This is a genomic window from Candidatus Villigracilis vicinus (assembly GCF_016702885.1).
Classification (GTDB): Bacteria; Chloroflexota; Anaerolineae; order Anaerolineales; family Villigracilaceae; genus Villigracilis; species Villigracilis vicinus.
The window spans coordinates 485,055-501,165 of sequence record NZ_JADJDD010000025.1 but is presented as its reverse complement, the minus strand read 5'-3'; the positions used below and the strand labels follow the sequence as shown (position 1 = coordinate 501,165).

General features: G+C 50.3%; 15 protein-coding genes. 9 read left to right on the top strand and 6 right to left on the bottom strand.

Annotated features, from left to right (window positions below):
• Window positions 1-34: 34 nt before the first annotated feature.
• The 4 genes from IPG80_RS18315 (at window position 35) to lysX (ending at window position 3,752) form a co-directional block, all read left to right on the top strand.
• On the top strand, window positions 35-1,294 hold the full coding sequence (locus tag IPG80_RS18315; protein WP_345109983.1) for a 3-isopropylmalate dehydratase large subunit: 1,260 nt from the start codon (window positions 35-37) through the stop codon (window positions 1,292-1,294).
• A gap of 134 nt (window positions 1,295-1,428) precedes the next feature.
• Window positions 1,429-1,812 (top strand): 3-isopropylmalate dehydratase, encoded by a 384-nt coding sequence (locus IPG80_RS18310; RefSeq protein ID WP_345109980.1) that lies wholly within the window; start codon window positions 1,429-1,431, stop codon window positions 1,810-1,812.
• A gap of 3 nt (window positions 1,813-1,815) precedes the next feature.
• On the top strand, window positions 1,816-2,817 hold the full coding sequence (locus IPG80_RS18305) for an isocitrate/isopropylmalate dehydrogenase family protein (protein WP_345109977.1): 1,002 nt from the start codon (window positions 1,816-1,818) through the stop codon (window positions 2,815-2,817).
• Window positions 2,818-2,909: 92 nt separating this feature from the next.
• Complete coding sequence (lysX, locus tag IPG80_RS18300) at window positions 2,910-3,752, top strand: lysine biosynthesis protein LysX (RefSeq protein ID WP_345109974.1); 843 nt, start codon at window positions 2,910-2,912, stop codon at window positions 3,750-3,752.
• 67 nt (window positions 3,753-3,819) lie between these two features.
• On the opposite strand, the gene IPG80_RS18295 is transcribed toward lysX, so the two are convergent.
• Entirely contained in the window at window positions 3,820-4,092 is a 273-nt protein-coding gene (locus IPG80_RS18295) for a GlsB/YeaQ/YmgE family stress response membrane protein (RefSeq protein WP_345110165.1), read from the bottom strand.
• A 158-nt stretch (window positions 4,093-4,250) separates the two neighbouring features.
• On the opposite strand from IPG80_RS18295, the gene IPG80_RS18290 reads away from it, so the two are divergent.
• Window positions 4,251-5,870: a hypothetical protein gene (locus tag IPG80_RS18290; protein ID WP_345109971.1), complete on the top strand. Its 1,620-nt coding sequence runs from the start codon at window positions 4,251-4,253 to the stop codon at window positions 5,868-5,870.
• Here IPG80_RS18290 and IPG80_RS18285 read toward each other — a convergent pair.
• The 5 genes from IPG80_RS18285 to purB form a co-directional block, all read right to left on the bottom strand.
• A complete protein-coding gene (locus IPG80_RS18285; protein WP_345109968.1) occupies window positions 5,867-6,613 on the bottom strand; it encodes a histidine phosphatase family protein in 747 nt (248 codons plus the stop codon). The two genes, IPG80_RS18290 and IPG80_RS18285, sit on opposite strands and share 4 nt — an antisense overlap.
• 114 nt (window positions 6,614-6,727) lie before the next feature.
• Window positions 6,728-7,057, bottom strand: a complete 330-nt coding sequence (locus tag IPG80_RS18280; protein WP_345109965.1) for a BrnT family toxin — start codon at window positions 7,055-7,057, stop codon at window positions 6,728-6,730.
• An 85-nt stretch (window positions 7,058-7,142) separates the two neighbouring features.
• Window positions 7,143-7,925 carry a hypothetical protein gene (locus IPG80_RS18275; RefSeq protein ID WP_345109962.1) on the bottom strand — a complete coding sequence of 261 codons (783 nt, stop codon included), beginning with the start codon at window positions 7,923-7,925 and terminating at the stop codon, window positions 7,143-7,145.
• A gap of 131 nt (window positions 7,926-8,056) precedes the next feature.
• On the bottom strand, window positions 8,057-9,322 hold the full coding sequence (locus IPG80_RS18270; RefSeq protein ID WP_345109960.1) for an adenylosuccinate synthase: 1,266 nt from the start codon (window positions 9,320-9,322) through the stop codon (window positions 8,057-8,059).
• A gap of 18 nt (window positions 9,323-9,340) precedes the next feature.
• Window positions 9,341-10,693 (bottom strand): adenylosuccinate lyase, encoded by a 1,353-nt coding sequence (purB, locus tag IPG80_RS18265; protein WP_345109957.1) that lies wholly within the window; start codon window positions 10,691-10,693, stop codon window positions 9,341-9,343.
• Between the two features lie 119 nt (window positions 10,694-10,812).
• Here purB and guaB point away from each other — a divergent pair, with 119 nt between their 5' ends.
• From guaB to IPG80_RS18245, 4 genes are all read left to right on the top strand, one after another.
• The gene (gene guaB, locus IPG80_RS18260) at window positions 10,813-12,252 is read left to right on the top strand and encodes an IMP dehydrogenase (protein ID WP_345109954.1); all 1,440 of its coding nucleotides are present in this window, start codon (window positions 10,813-10,815) and stop codon (window positions 12,250-12,252) included.
• A gap of 93 nt (window positions 12,253-12,345) precedes the next feature.
• Window positions 12,346-13,680: an aspartate aminotransferase family protein gene (locus tag IPG80_RS18255; RefSeq protein ID WP_345109951.1), complete on the top strand. Its 1,335-nt coding sequence runs from the start codon at window positions 12,346-12,348 to the stop codon at window positions 13,678-13,680.
• Between the two features lie 54 nt (window positions 13,681-13,734).
• Complete coding sequence (locus IPG80_RS18250) at window positions 13,735-15,711, top strand: molybdopterin biosynthesis protein (RefSeq protein WP_345109948.1); 1,977 nt, start codon at window positions 13,735-13,737, stop codon at window positions 15,709-15,711.
• Window positions 15,711-16,079, top strand: coding sequence for a response regulator (locus IPG80_RS18245; protein ID WP_345109945.1), 369 nt, complete (start codon window positions 15,711-15,713; stop codon window positions 16,077-16,079). Before IPG80_RS18250 ends, IPG80_RS18245 begins: the two co-directional genes overlap by 1 nt.
• Window positions 16,080-16,111: the final 32 nt, after the last annotated feature.

Sequence of the window (16,111 nt, the reverse complement as noted above, 5' to 3'; positions counted from 1 at the left end):
TCGCGAGTCGCCCTACATCACAAAGGAGAATTTTATGGGCACCCTAATTGAAGAAATCTTTTCCCGCAAAGCGGGCAAACAAGTCCACGCAGGCGAAATTCTGTTGTTGGATGTGGATTACATCATGAGCCACGATAACACCACGCCATTAGCCATTAAGGCATTTCGAGATATCGGCAAGCCGATCTTCGACAAGAACAAGATCGTTCTGCATCTCGATCATGCCTACCCGGCGCCGAATATTCTGGCGGCTGAGAACCATCGCAAGATCATGGACTTTGTGAAAGAACAGGAATTGCCCTATCTCTTTCAACAGGGCGTCTGTCATCAAGTGATGATCGAAGAAGGTTTTGTCACACCCGGTTCCATCATCATCGGCGCGGACTCGCACTCGAATACCTATGGCGCATTTGGCGCATTCGGCACGGGGCTTGGTTCTACGGAGATCGGTGTGGCATGGGTCACAGGAAAATCCTGGTTCAAAGTTCCGGAGACCATCCGCGTGGAATTGCGCGGGCAGACCCAATCGGGTGTGTATGCCAAGGATGTGATGATCCATATTGCGGGTCTGCTCGGCATGGACGGTGGCACCTATCGTTCAGTGGAATTTGGCGGCGAATACATCGACAACCTGCCCATGCACGAACGCATCATCTTCCCGAACATGTCCACGGAGATCGGCGCGAAGTGCGGCTTGATCGCAGCGGATGATGAGACGATCCGTTATTTGCAGGAAGAGACACCAGCGAAAGGAAATTTTGAGCGCATTGTTCCGGTCAACCCGAGTTATGAGCGTGTCCTCGAGATCGATGTGTCCACACTGGTTCCGCAAGTGGCATGCCACCCTGATGTGGACAATGTTAAGGCGCTGCCTGACGTGGAAGGACTTGAGATCCATCAGGTTTATATCGGCACTTGCACTAATGCTCGTTACGAAGATCTTGAGATCGCTGCAGAGATCTTAAGGGGTAAAAAAGTTCATCCACAAACACGAGTAGTGGTTACGCCAGCCAGTGCGCGGATTTACAAGAAAGCGCTGCGCAACGGTTTGATCGAGATATTCATGGATGCAGGCTGCACTGTGACCGGTACCGGCTGCGGCGCATGCATTGGGCGTCACGGCGGTGTGCTTGCCCCTGGTGACCGGGCACTTACGACCATGAACCGTAATTTTGTCGGGCGCATGGGCAGTCCGTTATCAGAGATTTATCTGGCAAGCCCGGCAACTGCTGCTGTATCCGCATTAACAGGTCGAATCACTGACCCGCGCAATATTCTGGAAACCATTTCATAAGGAGTACATCATGTCTAGAGTCTGGACGTTCGGAGAGAACATGAACACCGACGAGATCATTCCCGGTCGGTACAACATCACGATCGACCCGCTTGAACTTGCAAAGAATGTCTTTTGCGAAGTCAAGCCTGAATATGCAACGAACTGCTCAACCCGGCGACATCATCGTCGGCGGACAAAACTTTGGCTGCGGTTCTTCACGCGAGCATGCCCCGATCGCCATCAAAGGCTCGCAAGCCAAGTGCATTATTGCCCCGTCTTTTGCGCGCATCTTCTTTCGGAATGCCATCAATATCGGTCTGCCCATCCTTGAATGCCCCGAAGCCGTGGTGGACATTACCGAAGGAGATGATGTCGATGTCAACCTTGCTACCGGCGAGATCTTTAATCGCACAACCGGGAATCACTTTCAAGCGCAACCCCTGCCTGATTTTGTTTTGAAGATCGCGGACGCGGGCGGCATCGTCAACTTTCTAAAACAACACGATATTCAAGAGCTAATGATGAATGCGGAATGATGAATGATGAGTTACAAAATCTGTTTACTCCCCGGTGATGGCATCGGTCCCGAAGTGATCGCTTGTGCGAAGGACGTGTTGACCGCGCTGCCATTGGAATTGGATTTCGCTGAATCTGGCATCGGCTTTGAGGAATTTCAACGCTCAGGCTCACCCTTGCCTGATTCAACACTTCAAGCCATTCGCCACGCTGATGCCACTCTCTTCGGTGCCGTGACCACGCCGCCAGCCATCCCAAATTATTTTTCCCCTGTTGTGCGCATGCGCCAATCTCTTGATTTGTATGCCAACTTGCGCCCAACCCGCTCTATTCCACACGAGTCTTCGCGCCCGAACATAGATATTCTCATCGTTCGCGAAAACACGGAGGGATTGTATTCCGGCATTGAACGTCTCGAAGACGACGGCGATCGCGCCATCACTGAACGTGTCATCACTCGCAAAGGTTCAGAACGGATCATTCGCAAAGCCTTTGATATGGCACGGCAAACAAATCGAAAGTCTGTGCATGTGGTTCACAAAGCCAATGTCCTACGCCAAACCTGCGGACTCTTTCGCAGCGTCGCTTTTGAGATCGCAAAGGAGTATGCAGACATCGAGTTGAAAGAAATGCTGGTGGACACCTGCGCGATGGAACTTGTCCGTGCGCCGGAGCAATTTGAGGTCGTCGTCACCACAAATTTATTTGGCGATATTCTCAGTGACGAAGCCTGCATGTTCGTAGGCGGACTCGGTGTGGCAGCATCCGGCAATATTGGTGCGGAGGCGGCAGTCTTTGAGCCGGTACATGGCAGCGCACCACCTCTGATGGGGACGGGCAAAGCCAACCCTGTTGCCATGTTCCTTGCCACGGCCATGATGCTGGATTATTTGAATGAAGTTGAATCGGCTCAACGTTTGAGGAATGCTGTGAATGCCTGTATTTTAAATGGCGAGTCCACACCAGATCTGAGTGGAGAGTTGACAACCAATCAGGTGACTGAGAAAGTGATTGAGAAAATTTAATTTTGTCATGCTGAGCGATAGCGAAGCATCTCTACGATAGTCTAAGAGACCCTTCGCTATCGCTCAGGGAGACAATCAAAAGGAGTGTTGTTGTGACCCGAATCGGATTTTTATACACCCGCCTGCGCGCGGAAGAAAAATATCTTTTGGATGAATTTGAAAAACAACCGGATGTTGAAGTGGTTCGCATCAATGATGGTGACCACTATTTCGACATTCACCAGGCGCCCGAACAAGTGGATGTGCTCTTTGAGCGCTCCATCTCGTATTCGCGTGGACTGTATATCTCACGCATCTTCGAAGCGCATGGCATCCCTGTTGTGAACTCATCATTGGTGGCGGAGCGCTGCGGAGATAAATATGTCACCAGTCAACTGCTGGCAAAGAACGGCATCCCAACTCCCAGAGTGTTTATGGCTTTTGATGAAGAATCAGCTCTACAGGCGGTCGAGGCGATGGGCTATCCCTGTGTGCTCAAGCCGGTGGTCGGGTCATGGGGGCGGCTGCTGGCAAAAGTTGACAATCGTCACATGGCGGAATCTTTGATCGAGCACAAAGCCACACTGGGAGTTAATCATCAGGTCTTTTATATTCAGGAATACATCCATAAACCCGGGCGCGATATCCGCGCCTTTGTGGTGGGCGAGGAATGCATTGCTGCCATCTATCGCTCATCGGAGAATTGGATCACGAACACCGCACGCGGCGGTGTAGCGACCAATTGCCCGGTCACGCCAGAGATCGCGGACTTGTGTCAACGTGCGGCGCGCGCAGTGGGCGGCGGCTTATTAGCACTTGACCTTTTCGAAGATGAAGACGGTTTTACGATCAACGAGATCAATCACACCATGGAATTCCGTAATAGCATCACGACCACCGGCGTGAACATTCCGCAGAAAATGATCGAGTATGTGTTGGCTGCGGCGCGGACATAAGATGAAACCTGAATAAAAAAAATCTCCGCTGTTTAGGCGGAGATTTTTTTTATTTGTTGAGACCGACTTATCTGCGTCTGCGGCTGCGACGTCCGCTGATCAAACCAACAAGCCAGATCAAAAGAGCTGCCCCGCCGATCGCTACCAGCAGACTATAGAGATTGAAACCGTTCACCCCAGTCTGTCCCAAAAAGTTCTCCATAATGAAACCGCCAATGAATGCGCCTGCAATACCGACGACAATATTGGCAACTGCACCCATTTGGCGGTCAGTTTTCATAATGAGGCTGGCGATCCAGCCTGCCAGTGCGCCAAAGACGATCCAGGTGAGAATACCGATCAAATTCATTAATGCCTCCGAGATACTAAATTTAATTTTCGCCGATTATACCGTCTATGAATAAAACTGTCCCGTGGGGTTTCGCTAATTAAATTGAAGGCAGGAAGTGAATTCGCTATTGAGTTTCCAGTATAATTTAGATCTAAAGGAGAAATGCGATGACCGAATCCAAAGAAGAGTCAGTCAAAACCCCACCTCCCCTTGAGTTGAGATTTAGGATCGATAACCCAGATCGGGTTTTGTATTATTCCAGCCTGATCTTGTTGGTGTTCATTCTGATCCGAAATTTATGGGTATCTGATGATGCGTTCATCACCCTGCGCACCGTGGATAACTTCCTGCATGGGTATGGATTGGTTTGGAATATCGGCGAGCGGGTGCAAGTATTCACTCATCCTTTGTGGATGTTCCTTCTGGTCATTTTCGCATTCTTAATTCCAAGCCCCTTATATGTATTTTATGTGCCATCTCTGCTTTTATCCATATGGTTGATCGTACTGTTAATCCGGAATTTTGCCGGTAGCACCACCCGAATGATCCTCGCGGTTATCCTTTTTGGCGGCTCAATGTCATTTATTGATTATTCCTCCTCCGGGTTGGAGAATCCGCTGACGCATTTTCTGCTTGCCCTCTTTTTGATCCAGTACTTCAAAGACGAACCCGATTCTCGGATGCGATTGTTTAAACTTTCGCTTTTGGCGGGACTGGCTGCCTTGAATCGTTTGGATACCGTGGTTTTTTACCTACCCGCGCTGTTTGAACAGTTCATGCGCCAAAAGGATCATAAGTGGCAGGCAGTTCTGGCGCTGGCTGCTGGATTTTTACCGATCTTGGTCTGGGAATTTTTTGCATTGTATTATTACGGCTTTCCCTTCCCCAATACTTATTATGTAAAAGCGGCGACCGGTCTTCCTACCAGTCTCCTTTTTAAACAGGGGGCGGTTTATATCCAAAACTCTTTCCATTGGGATCCATTGACACTTGGTGCAGTGTGGGTTGGGATGCTTTCCGTGTTTTGGCAGCGTGAAACCAGACGAATCAGTATCGCACTTGGTGGACTGCTTTATCTTTTCTATATTCTCTGGATTGGCGGCGACTTTATGTCCGGCAGGTTCTTTTCGGGGGTCTTCCTGATAGGTTGGGTTTTATTGATGACTTTTGATGCCGAAAAGGCTTTTGGTTCAATGCCTCGGCAAGCCGTAAACCTCATGTTGGCTTTGTTGGCGATTATTGGTCTTTCTGCAGACCGCCCGCCATTGTTGATGTATGCCAGTCAGCCAGGGATGTCTGATTATCAGTTTGGGATCGCCAATGAAAAATATTATTATTTCGGCGGTAATGGCTGGCTCAATTACATAAAGCATGGCGGCTTGCATGAGCTTGCTTACCAAGGAATGATGGTAGGGCAGGCAAAAGAAACTCCAGTGGAAATGAACACGATCGGTATGTATGGCTATTATGCCGGTCCCGATATCTATATCATCGATAGTTATGCATTGTCTGATCCATTGCGCGCTCATATCCCTGTGAATGTGGGGATGTCGCGTGTAGGTCACTATGACCGTGGTTTTCCTGCCGGTTATCTGGAAACCATTCAGGCAGACTTTAAAGAGAATTTGATCCAGGATTCGAACCTGCGGCTTTACTTTGATAAGTTGTCTATTTTGACGCGTGCAGATTTGAACGCTCCGGGGCGTCTCCTGGAGATCGTTCGTTTCAATACTGGTTACTATGATGTTCTGATGGAAAAATATTGGCAGACTGTCTTAATTCCTTAGCCAGTGATCAATTCGGCGGGAAGGTGACTGGTGTTGTTGACATAAGAGATCATCGCGTAGTCTTTTTGAAAGTCAAAGCGGCTGATGGAGCAATTGTGCAGCATGAACCAGGATCTTAATCCGTGGGCGCCCTGCCGCCAGGGAAGCTGTAAAACGGCAGATAAGAAGCGCACGAAGAAGCCGCCATGGCTGACGAAGACGATGCGTTCCTCGGGTTGACCTTCCTTATCACCATGTTTTGCAAGTAATTCCGCGAGGACTTTATCGGCGCGGGGTTGTCGTTGAATTTCATCCTCAAAGGGGCGATTCCACCAGCCAGCTTCACTTAGTGAAGTTGGGAGTTCCAGTTCGGGGAAATTCGTTTCAAAGAACGAGCGCGGCTTACCCGGCAGCCCATTGAACCGTTCGCCCTCTTCGCGAGCATAGATGCCGCCCTCTTCATGGATTTCCACCCAGGCTGTGAAAGGGATGTTTCCCAAGGCGCGGGCAGTGTAGGAGGCTGTTTCGACGGCACGTTCCATCAGGCTGGTATAGATGTGGGTAAAGCCGAAGCCATATTCGTTGTGCAGGTTTCGCGAGGCTGGGTTGCTGATCTTTTGACTGTTCTTGAGGTATTCTGCCAGCAGGCGCGCCTGTTGTTTGCCGTTCATTGTCAGATATGGATCGGAGTGTTCCTGATACGTCTCGCTGTCTGAATTTGCGTTGTTAATGGATTGTCCGTGACGGATGAAATAAAGCTGCATGAATTATTTCCTTCTGTTTGTTGTAGGTTGGGTTGATGTATTTGGTCTTTGTAAAAATCGGAAAGAGTATAGCATCAAAAATCCCCGCTAGTTTTGACGGGGATTTTTGATGGGTTATTTTATTTGATAAACGATTCTTGTCTTTTCGTCGGAGTTGTCTTTGTAACCCTGCCGCTCTCTGTGTGTGGCGAGCCTTGCACCAATAATGTGAATGACACCGTCCACACGGGTGAAGAAACAGGTCAGGTGACGTTTCGTCGCTGGCGCACGCCCAATGATGATCTCGCGCATTTCTTTTTGCGAATGCTCCAGGTCGTTTTGATAGATGGCATGCTTGTCATTGAAAATGGTTGAGGCTTCGCCGAAAGATACGCCGTACTTGGCTTCGTTGCGGGCGGCTTTGTCTTCGTCCCATTTGAATTGAAGGGCTTTTTGTTTTTTCATAGGGGCGAGTATAGCATGGGTTATATCCAGAAATAGAAATTCTGGATTCCGCATATCTGGATTCCGCAAGTTCTACTTGCGGAATTTATGGCAATTCCCACACGCGGAAGTTGTCGAATTGCACAGTTTGGATGCCACTCTCGTCGGATGCTTTCCCGAAGTAAAAGCCAACGTCGCCGGATACAGCTTCGGGGTAGTCCAAGAGGCGTTCTTCCATCAGCTCGCCGTTGACATAGAAGCGCATTACTTGTCCGAAGCGCTCGAGGCGCAGGTGATGTAAAAATCCTTCGGCAGAAGAGGGTGCGAAATTTTTGTGTTTCCAAGTTGATGAGGGTAGTGAGGCGTAGTGGTTGTCGAAGAAATATTGATCGGTGGTGCCAATGCCCGATGCGAAAAATATTTCTTTGTCAGCAGAGTCGCTGATGATGTTGTAGGCGATGCCGCAGAATGCGCCGTTGGTCATGCAGTCCACTTCGGCGACGAAATCGCTGAGGTTTTTTTCACTGGGCAGGATGGTAAAGCCGTTCCAACTAACGATGACTTCGGGGATGCCATCGCGGTAATAGGGTTCGAGGTCTTCACCAAATTTATTGACGATGAGTGTGCCTTCCTCGAATGTGTTTTCATAAACGAGAGTTGTATTTTGAAGCCTCGCTTCGATCTCAGACCAGACGGCGGTTGCAGTTCCTGAGGCTTGCTGTGTCGCGACAACGGCAGTGGCGCTCTCGATGGCTTGTTGGGTGTCAATGGCTTTGAACTCGGCTTGTGCTTTATCTGAGTTTGACCAGTTGACGAAGGCAATGGCGGCAACACATAAGCAGACAAAGAGAACGACAACCCCAATTGCGATCTTCCTTCCAGTTGACATGAAGTATTCTCCTAAGATGAATTTTTGTAATTATATGAATTTCGCAAAATTTACCCGCGGTACAATCGTACTAATAAAACAAGTGACGGCCACTTATGAAATGACCGCCACCTGTCCACTTCTCATTCTCGCTATCGCCGAATCGTCTCATCCCTTGCAGGTCCCACCCCGATCCACTTCACGGGCACGCCTGCCGCCTCTTCGATCATCTTCACGTACTTCTGTGCGTTGACCGGTAACTCTTCAAACGACTTCGCCTTGCTGATGTCTTCGCTCCAGCCGGGGAAGGTTTCGTACACACACTCGACCTTATCCAAACCGTAGGCATCCACATCTGCATAGCGGATCGTTTCGCCGTTCAGCTTATAGCCTGTGCAAACCTGAATTTCCTTCAAGCCGCTGAGCACATCCAACTTGGTCAGGCAGATTTCGGTCATGCCGCTCAACTCAGCCGCGGTTTTCACGATCTCCAAATCCAGCCAGCCCACTCTACGGACACGCCCTGTTGTCGCTGCAACTTCGCCAAACTTTTTATACACTTCACTTTCGTAATCATGGATTTCCGTGGGCAACGGTCCACCGCCGACGCGGGTGGTGTAGGCTTTGGTCACACCGATCACATTTTGAATGTACTTGGGTGGAATGCCCAGACCTGCCGATGCCGCCGAGGGGATGGTCGTGGATGCGGTCACGAACGGATAGGTGCCCCAATCCGTATCCAGGAATGTTCCCATGGCTTGTTCGAGCAAAAAAGTTTTATCCGTTTTCAAACCATCCTGTACCAACGAGAACAATTCTTTGAGATATGGTTTGATCCTGGCATAATAGCTGCGATACTCATCGCGCACTGCCTCGAACTTCAGCGCCTCGCCGCCCAATGCAACGATGATCTTATTCTTCAACGTCAACTGCACTTCAAGCCGCTGCTCGAACATGTCACTTGCAAAATCCGTCCAGCGGATTCCGTTATAGCTGACCTTGTCTGCAAATACGGGACCAATGCCGCGGCGCGTGGTGCCGGTGGCGCCTTTGCCTTTGGCTTCTTCGTACAAGCCATCCAAAATTTTATGATATGGCATGATGATGTGAGAACGCGGCGAAACCCACAAACGTCCATCCACGTTCACGCCAGCTTTATTGAGCATTTCAATTTCTTCGATCAACACTGCCGGGTCGATCACCACGCCGCCGCCGATCAAACCAGTTGTGTTCTGCGCAAAAATACCCGAAGGCACCAAATGGATCTTGAATGTGCCAAACTCATTGATTACGGTATGCCCGGCATTATTCCCGCCATTGAAGCGCGCCACATAATCTGCCCGTTCTGCTAGAAAATCCACTACCTTGCCTTTGCCCTCATCCCCCCACTGTGAACCAATTACTGCAATAACCGTCATAGTATCTCCTTGTGCTTGTTACAGATTATGTGATTCGTGATCTGTAATGACTTGATCTGTGATTTGAATTGCAACGCCGATATAAGATTCTGGCGACAAGCCGATCAAACGCTGACGCGTTTCTTCATCTACTTGCAGCGCCTCCACCCAGGATTTGTAACTGTTTCTGTCCATTTGGCTGCCCCTCGTCTGTGACTTGAGCGTTTCGTAGGCGTCGCTCTTTCCGGCAGCCCGCAGGATCGTTTGCGCCCCTTCGCTAACGACTTCCCAATGGGCGTTCAAGTCAGCTTTGATTTTTTCTTCATCTGCATCCACACGCGACATGCCCCTGGCGGCATTTTTCCATGCCAGCAGGGTATGCCCCAGTGCCGTACCAAATGTTCTGCGCACGGTTGAGTCGGAGAGATCGCGCTGCAATCTGGAAACAGATAATTTCTGAACATAATGCCCGAACATGGCATTTGCCACACCGAGATTGCCCTCGGCATTTTCAAAGTCAATGGGATTGACCTTTTGCGGCATGGTCGAAGAACCGACTTCACCTGCCACGACCTTTTGTTTGAGCACACCGTCGCTGATGTAACGCCACATATCCTGCGCAAAATCGACCAGGATGGCATTGGTTAATTGAATGGATTGGAAATATCGATTCCAATTGTCGTATGGCAGGATCTGATTAGTGACAAGGTTGGGTTGTAGCCCAAGCCTTGTGATAAAGTCTGTGCTGAATGCAAGCCAGTCTATGTTTGGGTAGGCAGATTGCAATGCGTTGAAATTTCCCACCGCGCCAGTTAACTTACCTTCGAATGTATGGCGCGCCAATTCGTTTCGACATTTCTGCAAACGAGCCAGATAAACGGCGATCTCTTTTCCCAACGTGGTGGGCACGGCAGGCTGTCCATGAGTCCGCGCGAGCATGGGGGCAGCTCGGTATTTTTTTGCAAAATCTCGCAGAGAGTTGAGCAGGCTGTCGAGAGCAGGGAGTAGGACGAGGTCTCGAGAGTCGCGCAATGCAAGGGCTTGGGCGAGGTTATTTACATCTTCAGAAGTAAGCCCGAAATGGATCCATGGATGTAGTTCTGCTGGGATCTTTTCGCGCAGATAGTATTCGATGGCTTTGACATCGTGCCGTGTGGTCTTTTCGTACTCTTGAATTTTTAGTGCATCTTCATCGACGAAGCCCTGTAGGTCCGGTTTCCAGCCGGACAAACTCCCGGCTGGGATAATGCCTGTTTTGGAAAGGGCAGCCACAAAGTCCAGTTCGAGGCGGGTGCGGGTGCGTAAATAGGCAAACTCTGAGAGGAAGTCCCGCAGGGGGGCAGTCTCTTTTTCGTAACGTCCATCCAGTGAAGATAATGCGTGAAGGCTCATTGACGTCATTATATAATACCCGTAGCTACAAATGGTGAATTCACACTTAAGAAAATGAGCTAATTGCGGCTGTGCTGGGTATAATTCGGGCGGTTTGATTTTGGATTACAGGAGTTCTCATGAAGATCTTGCAGGATACAGCTCTGACCTATGATGACGTGCTTTTGGTGCCGCAGTATTCAGACATCGATTCTCGGCGCGTCCTTTCTACAAAAAGCCCGTTAACAAAAAAGATTTTTCTGAATTCACCCATTGTTTCCGCAAATATGGATGTGGTGACGGAGAGTGAAATGGCGATCACGATGGCGCGTGAAGGCGGCGTCGGTATTATCCACCGTTTTATGACCATTGCCGAACAAACCCGCCAGATCGAGCGGGTAAAGAAAGCTGAGTCGTTCATGGTGGAAAATCCACTAACGATGACAGATCAGCATACAGTGGGCGACGTGAAGCGCGTGGTGGAGGAAACCGATACGGGCGGGATCTTGATCGTGGATAAAGATGAAAAACTGATAGGTATTATCACCACCCGCGATCTTTTATTTGAAGAAGATGACAGTAAACCAGTGACCGCCATCATGACGCGCCCTGTACACAGCGCTTCGCCGAACACATCGTTGAAAGATGCCGAGCGTTTGCTGCATGAGCACCGCGTGGAGAAACTTCCACTGGTGGATAAGAATGGTAAAGTGACCGGTTTGGTGACCTTGAAAGATATTATGAAGATCACCAAGTTTCCCAAAGCGACCAAGGACTCGAAGGGACGTTTGGCGGTTGGTGCTGCAGTAGGTGTACGGGATAAGGAAATGCGTCGAGTGGAAGCCGCTTTGCAAGCAGGAGCGGATTGCATCGTAGTGGATATTGCGCACGGCGATTCGCTTCTCGAAATTGAAATGCTCAAAAACATCCGCAAGCATTTCCCCGAGGCGCAAGTCATCGGCGGGAACGTGGCAACGGCGGAAGGAACCAAACGTTTAATCGATGCTGGCGTTGATGCGGTCAAAGTGGGTGTGGGTCCCGGCTCGATCTGTATCACCCGGCAGGTGGCGGGGTCTGGCGTTCCGCAGTTGACGGCTGTGATCGAATGTGCGGGTGCAGCTCGTGATAGTGGTGTACCCATTATTGCGGATGGCGGCATTCGTTTCCCTGGTGATGTTGCCAAAGCCATTGCGGCTGGCGCCCAGACCGTGATGATCGGCTCGATGTTGGCAGGCACCGATGAAAGCCCGGGCATGATCATGACCCGCCGTGGACATCGCTACAAGGCGTCGCGCGGCATGGCATCGCTGGCAGCGAATATAGACCGCAACAAGCGTGAAGGGAACGACCTGACTCGTGAGGAGATCGAAGACTACGTGGCGGAAGGGGTTGAGGCGGCGGTTCCGTATCGCGGCAAGGCACGTGAAGTATTAAATCAACTCGTTGGTGGTTTACAATCTGGGATGAGCTACAGTGGCGCGAAGGATATCCTTGAATTCCAGCAAAAAGCCATTTTTACCCGCATGACCGGGGCTGGTTTGCGAGAGTCAGGTCCGCATGATGTGGAAGTTCTTGGGTAATTGACGAATATGGAATAATGAACGATAAAATATGGAGCGCGTTAATGGATATTGTTTCGTGCTTTCCGTATTAGGATAAAACAGGAGAATATTATGAGCGACCAAACAAAGACCTGGATCGAGAAAGATAAGAAACAACTTCATCCCACTTATCATCCAAAGACCCATGCCAACCCGATGGTGATCGAACGCGGCGAAGGTGTGTGGCTTCATCTCTCTGATGGGCGTAAGATCCTGGACGGCATGGCAGGGCTGTGGAATGTGAACGCTGGTTATGGGCGGGAGGAACTTGCCAAAGCTGCCTATGACCAGATGAAAGAATTGGCGTTCACTTCCAATTTCTCCGGCATGACCAACCTGCCATCCATTCAATTGGCAGATAAACTGGCAGGCTTTGCGTATGAAGGTTTAAATACAACCTTGTTCACATCTGGTGGCTCCGAGGCAAATGACTCGGCTTTTAAGACTGCCCGCTATTATTGGAAGCGCAAAGGCAAGCCAGGCAAATACAAAGTCATTGCGCGCAAGGGCGCTTATCACGGCGTGACGCTTTCCACCACATTTGCCACCGGGCTTGAAAAATATCACACCATGTTCGGTCCTGCACCAGATGGATTTGCTCACATCCCTGCACCGAATCCGTATCGTTATGAAGGCAAATTGAAGGATGGGGAAACCGTCGGGCAGGCGGCAGCTCGGGAGTTGGAGGAAGCCATCCTTCGCGAAGGAGCCGATACGGTCGCCGCTTTCATCGCTGAGCCTGTGATGGGCGTCGGCGGCGTGATCGTTCCACCCGACGATTATTTCCCGTTAATTCGTAATATCTGCGATAAATACGAGGTTTTATTTATTGCAGATGAAGTTATTACCGGTTTTGGACGCACAGGCGAATGGTTTGCGCTCAAACATTGGAATGTCAAACCGGATATTCTTTCTTTCGCCAAAGCCATCACCAGTGGGTATGCCCAGCTTGGCGGCATTCAGATCTCTGATGAAATTCGCGAAACGATGGAATCCGCAGCAGATACTGAAGCGTATATGCATGGTTATACTTATTCAGGTCATGCAATGGCTTGCGCCGTGGGATTGAAAAATTTGGAGATCATGGAGCGGGAGGATTTTCCGAAGCGCGCCCGTGAATTAGGGAAAAGATTGATCGATGGTTTGAAGAAACTCGAAGAATTTTCCTTTGTCGGCGATGTACGCGGACTTGGTTTGGTCTGCGGTGTGGAGATCGTCTCCAGTAAAGAAACGCGGGCTGCCGACCCTGCCATGGCGATGAAGGTTTTCAAAGCTGCAGAAGCGAATGGATTGCGTTCGCGTCCGCTTGGCAGTACACTGGCGTTCTCACCTCCGCTTTCGATCACGGAAGATGAAGTGGATGAGATCGTGAAGCGCCTCGGCGCCGCAATGGATGGGATTTCATAAAACGATATTGGATATTCGAAAATCGAGTATCCAATATCGTAAATCGTAAACCGTATGTCTGTATACCTCCACGATATCCCTCTCTCTCAAGCCCAAGCCCGCTTGCGTGAAGCTTTGCAAGAGGCTGACCTTTGGCGTGTTCTCAACGTGGAAGAAATTCCACTCGATGAGAACGCCCTTGGGCGTGTTACCACGGAGCCGATCTGGGCGGAAATTTCTTCGCCGCATTATCACGCCTCTGCCATGGATGGGTTTGCTGTCCGCGCGGTGGCTACAAATGGAGCCATGCCATCCGCACCTGTGACGTTATATACGGGTCCCGAAGCGCAGTATGTGGATACCGGTGACCCGTTGCCGGAGTGGGCGAATGCAGTGATCCCGATCGAGAATGTCGAGTCGCTGGATGAGCACGACCAGATCACGACAGAGATACGTAAGCCCAAGTCGATCCGTGTCCGTGCCGCAGTGACGCCGTGGAGTCACGTGCGCCCATTGGGAGAGGATATTGTCGCAACGCAGTTGGTTTTGCCTGCAGGGCATGTCCTGCGCCCGGCAGATTTGGGTGCGATCGCTGCATCGGGGCATCAGACCATTCGAGTGGCGTGTAAGCCGAAGGTTGCCATCTTACCGACAGGCACAGAACTTGTTCCGATCGGTTCCAAACTTAAGTCGGGAGATATCCTCGAATACAACTCACTTGTGCTGGCTTCACAGATCAAGCAGATGGGCGGTAATCCAACGCGGTACCCCATCACTAAAGATGATTTTGATTTGATCTGTCAGCGAGTTGCTGAAGCTGCACAGACACATGACCTTGTCCTTCTAAATGCCGGTTCCTCAGCAGGCGCAGAGGATTTTTCCTCTCGTGTGGTGGAAAAATTGGGTACATTGTTGGTGCATGGCGTGGCTGTGCGCCCGGGACACCCGGTGATTTTAGGAATGGTGGATCGAGGAGTAACCTCTCAATCTCCTGCCAGACAAATTCCGATTGTGGGTGTTCCCGGCTATCCGGTTTCTGCCGCTCTGACCATTGATATCTTTGTCGAATCACTCATCGCTAGGTGGCTGGGACGGCGTCCGTTAGAGTTGCCGCTTGAAACAGCCACACTCACACGCAAGCTGGTTTCACCCGCCGGTGATGATGATTTCGTCCGCGTGGTGGTGGGGAAGGTCGGTGACAAATTGCTTGCGGCGCCGCTTTCGCGGGGAGCAGGTGTGATCACATCGCTTGTCCAGGCAGACGGTTTGGCGTTGGTTCCAAGTGGTACGCAGGGTATGGAAGCGGGTGAGAAGATCCAGGTACGTATGTATCGCAATCGCAGCGAGATCGATAAGACCATTCTTGCCATCGGGTCGCATGATCTAACACTCGACCTGATCGCGCAATTCCTCGCTGAACATGACCGGCGCTTGGCATCTGCCAATGTTGGCTCACAGGGCGGCTTGGTTGCTTTGCGCCGGGGAGAGGCGCATATTGCCGGGTCTCATTTACTGGACCCGCAGGATGGCACGTATAACATTTCATACATCCGTCAGTACATGCCGGGTATTCCTGTGAAAGTAGTCGCATTGGTTGGGCGTGATCAGGGTTTGATCGTTAAGAAGGGGAACCCAAAAGGAATTAAAAGTTTGAAGGACCTGACCAATCCTGAAATCCAGTTTGTGAACCGGCAGCGCGGCGCTGGTACGCGCGTCCTGCTGGATTATCATTTAAATCTGATGTCGATCTCAAAAGATTCCATTGCGGGCTATAATCAGGAAGAGTATACTCATCTCGGGATTGCTTCGGCAGTTGCGTCGGGGCGCGCCGATTGCGGTTTGGGTGTTGCTGCTGCTGCTCAAGCGCTGGATCTGGAATTCATTTCTCTTTTTCAAGAACGTTATGACCTTGTAATTCCCAAGCAGTTTGCAGACGGCGAACTGCTTACGCCTCTCTTTGACCTGTTGATGGATGCACGTTTTCGAGAAGCTGTATCAAAACTGAAAGGTTACGATGTGTCTGTGATGGGCACATTAATTTTGGAGGACTGATGACAGAAGGTTTGATCATTGACGATAATCGTCAAACAACGGACGCATTACAGCAGATGCTTGAGCTTTTAGAACTTCCGGCAAGGGTGGCGGATGGTTCCAGTGCGGCAATGTCTGTTCTGTCGAGCGTAGTGCCCGACTTTATTTGCCTTGATATTAATATGCCTGGTGTGGATGGCACGGAAGTGCTGGCGTATATCCGCCGTGAACCGCGGTTGATGAAGATCCCTGTGGTCATCATTACTTCAGATGACCAGCCTGAAACTCGTCAGCATGTAATGCGCGGGGGAGCGCAAGCCATGGTGATCAAACCAGTGACCATTGATATACTGGAAGGTGCCTTTAAAAAAGCCGGGATCGTCAAGTAAGCAAATATAAAAAAACAAAACTCCCGCTCGCA

Excerpts from the sequence above, each read along its gene's own strand:
- IPG80_RS18305 (WP_345109977.1), top strand. The coding sequence starts at position 1,816 with ATGATGAGTTACAAAATCTGTTTACTCCCCGGTGATGGCATCGGTCCC.
- IPG80_RS18315 (WP_345109983.1), top strand. The coding sequence starts at position 35 with ATGGGCACCCTAATTGAAGAAATCTTTTCCCGCAAAGCGGGCAAACAA.
- IPG80_RS18310 (WP_345109980.1), top strand. The coding sequence starts at position 1,429 with ATGCAACGAACTGCTCAACCCGGCGACATCATCGTCGGCGGACAAAAC.
- IPG80_RS18285 (WP_345109968.1), bottom strand. The coding sequence starts at position 6,613 with ATGCAGCTTTATTTCATCCGTCACGGACAATCCATTAACAACGCAAAT.
- IPG80_RS18290 (WP_345109971.1), top strand. The coding sequence starts at position 4,251 with ATGACCGAATCCAAAGAAGAGTCAGTCAAAACCCCACCTCCCCTTGAG.
- IPG80_RS18255 (WP_345109951.1), top strand. The coding sequence starts at position 12,346 with ATGAGCGACCAAACAAAGACCTGGATCGAGAAAGATAAGAAACAACTT.
- IPG80_RS18280 (WP_345109965.1), bottom strand. The coding sequence starts at position 7,057 with ATGAAAAAACAAAAAGCCCTTCAATTCAAATGGGACGAAGACAAAGCC.
- IPG80_RS18245 (WP_345109945.1), top strand. The coding sequence starts at position 15,711 with ATGACAGAAGGTTTGATCATTGACGATAATCGTCAAACAACGGACGCA.
- purB (WP_345109957.1), bottom strand. The coding sequence starts at position 10,693 with ATGAGCCTTCACGCATTATCTTCACTGGATGGACGTTACGAAAAAGAG.
- IPG80_RS18250 (WP_345109948.1), top strand. The coding sequence starts at position 13,735 with ATGTCTGTATACCTCCACGATATCCCTCTCTCTCAAGCCCAAGCCCGC.
- IPG80_RS18270 (WP_345109960.1), bottom strand. The coding sequence starts at position 9,322 with ATGACGGTTATTGCAGTAATTGGTTCACAGTGGGGGGATGAGGGCAAA.
- guaB (WP_345109954.1), top strand. The coding sequence starts at position 10,813 with ATGAAGATCTTGCAGGATACAGCTCTGACCTATGATGACGTGCTTTTG.
- IPG80_RS18275 (WP_345109962.1), bottom strand. The coding sequence starts at position 7,925 with ATGTCAACTGGAAGGAAGATCGCAATTGGGGTTGTCGTTCTCTTTGTC.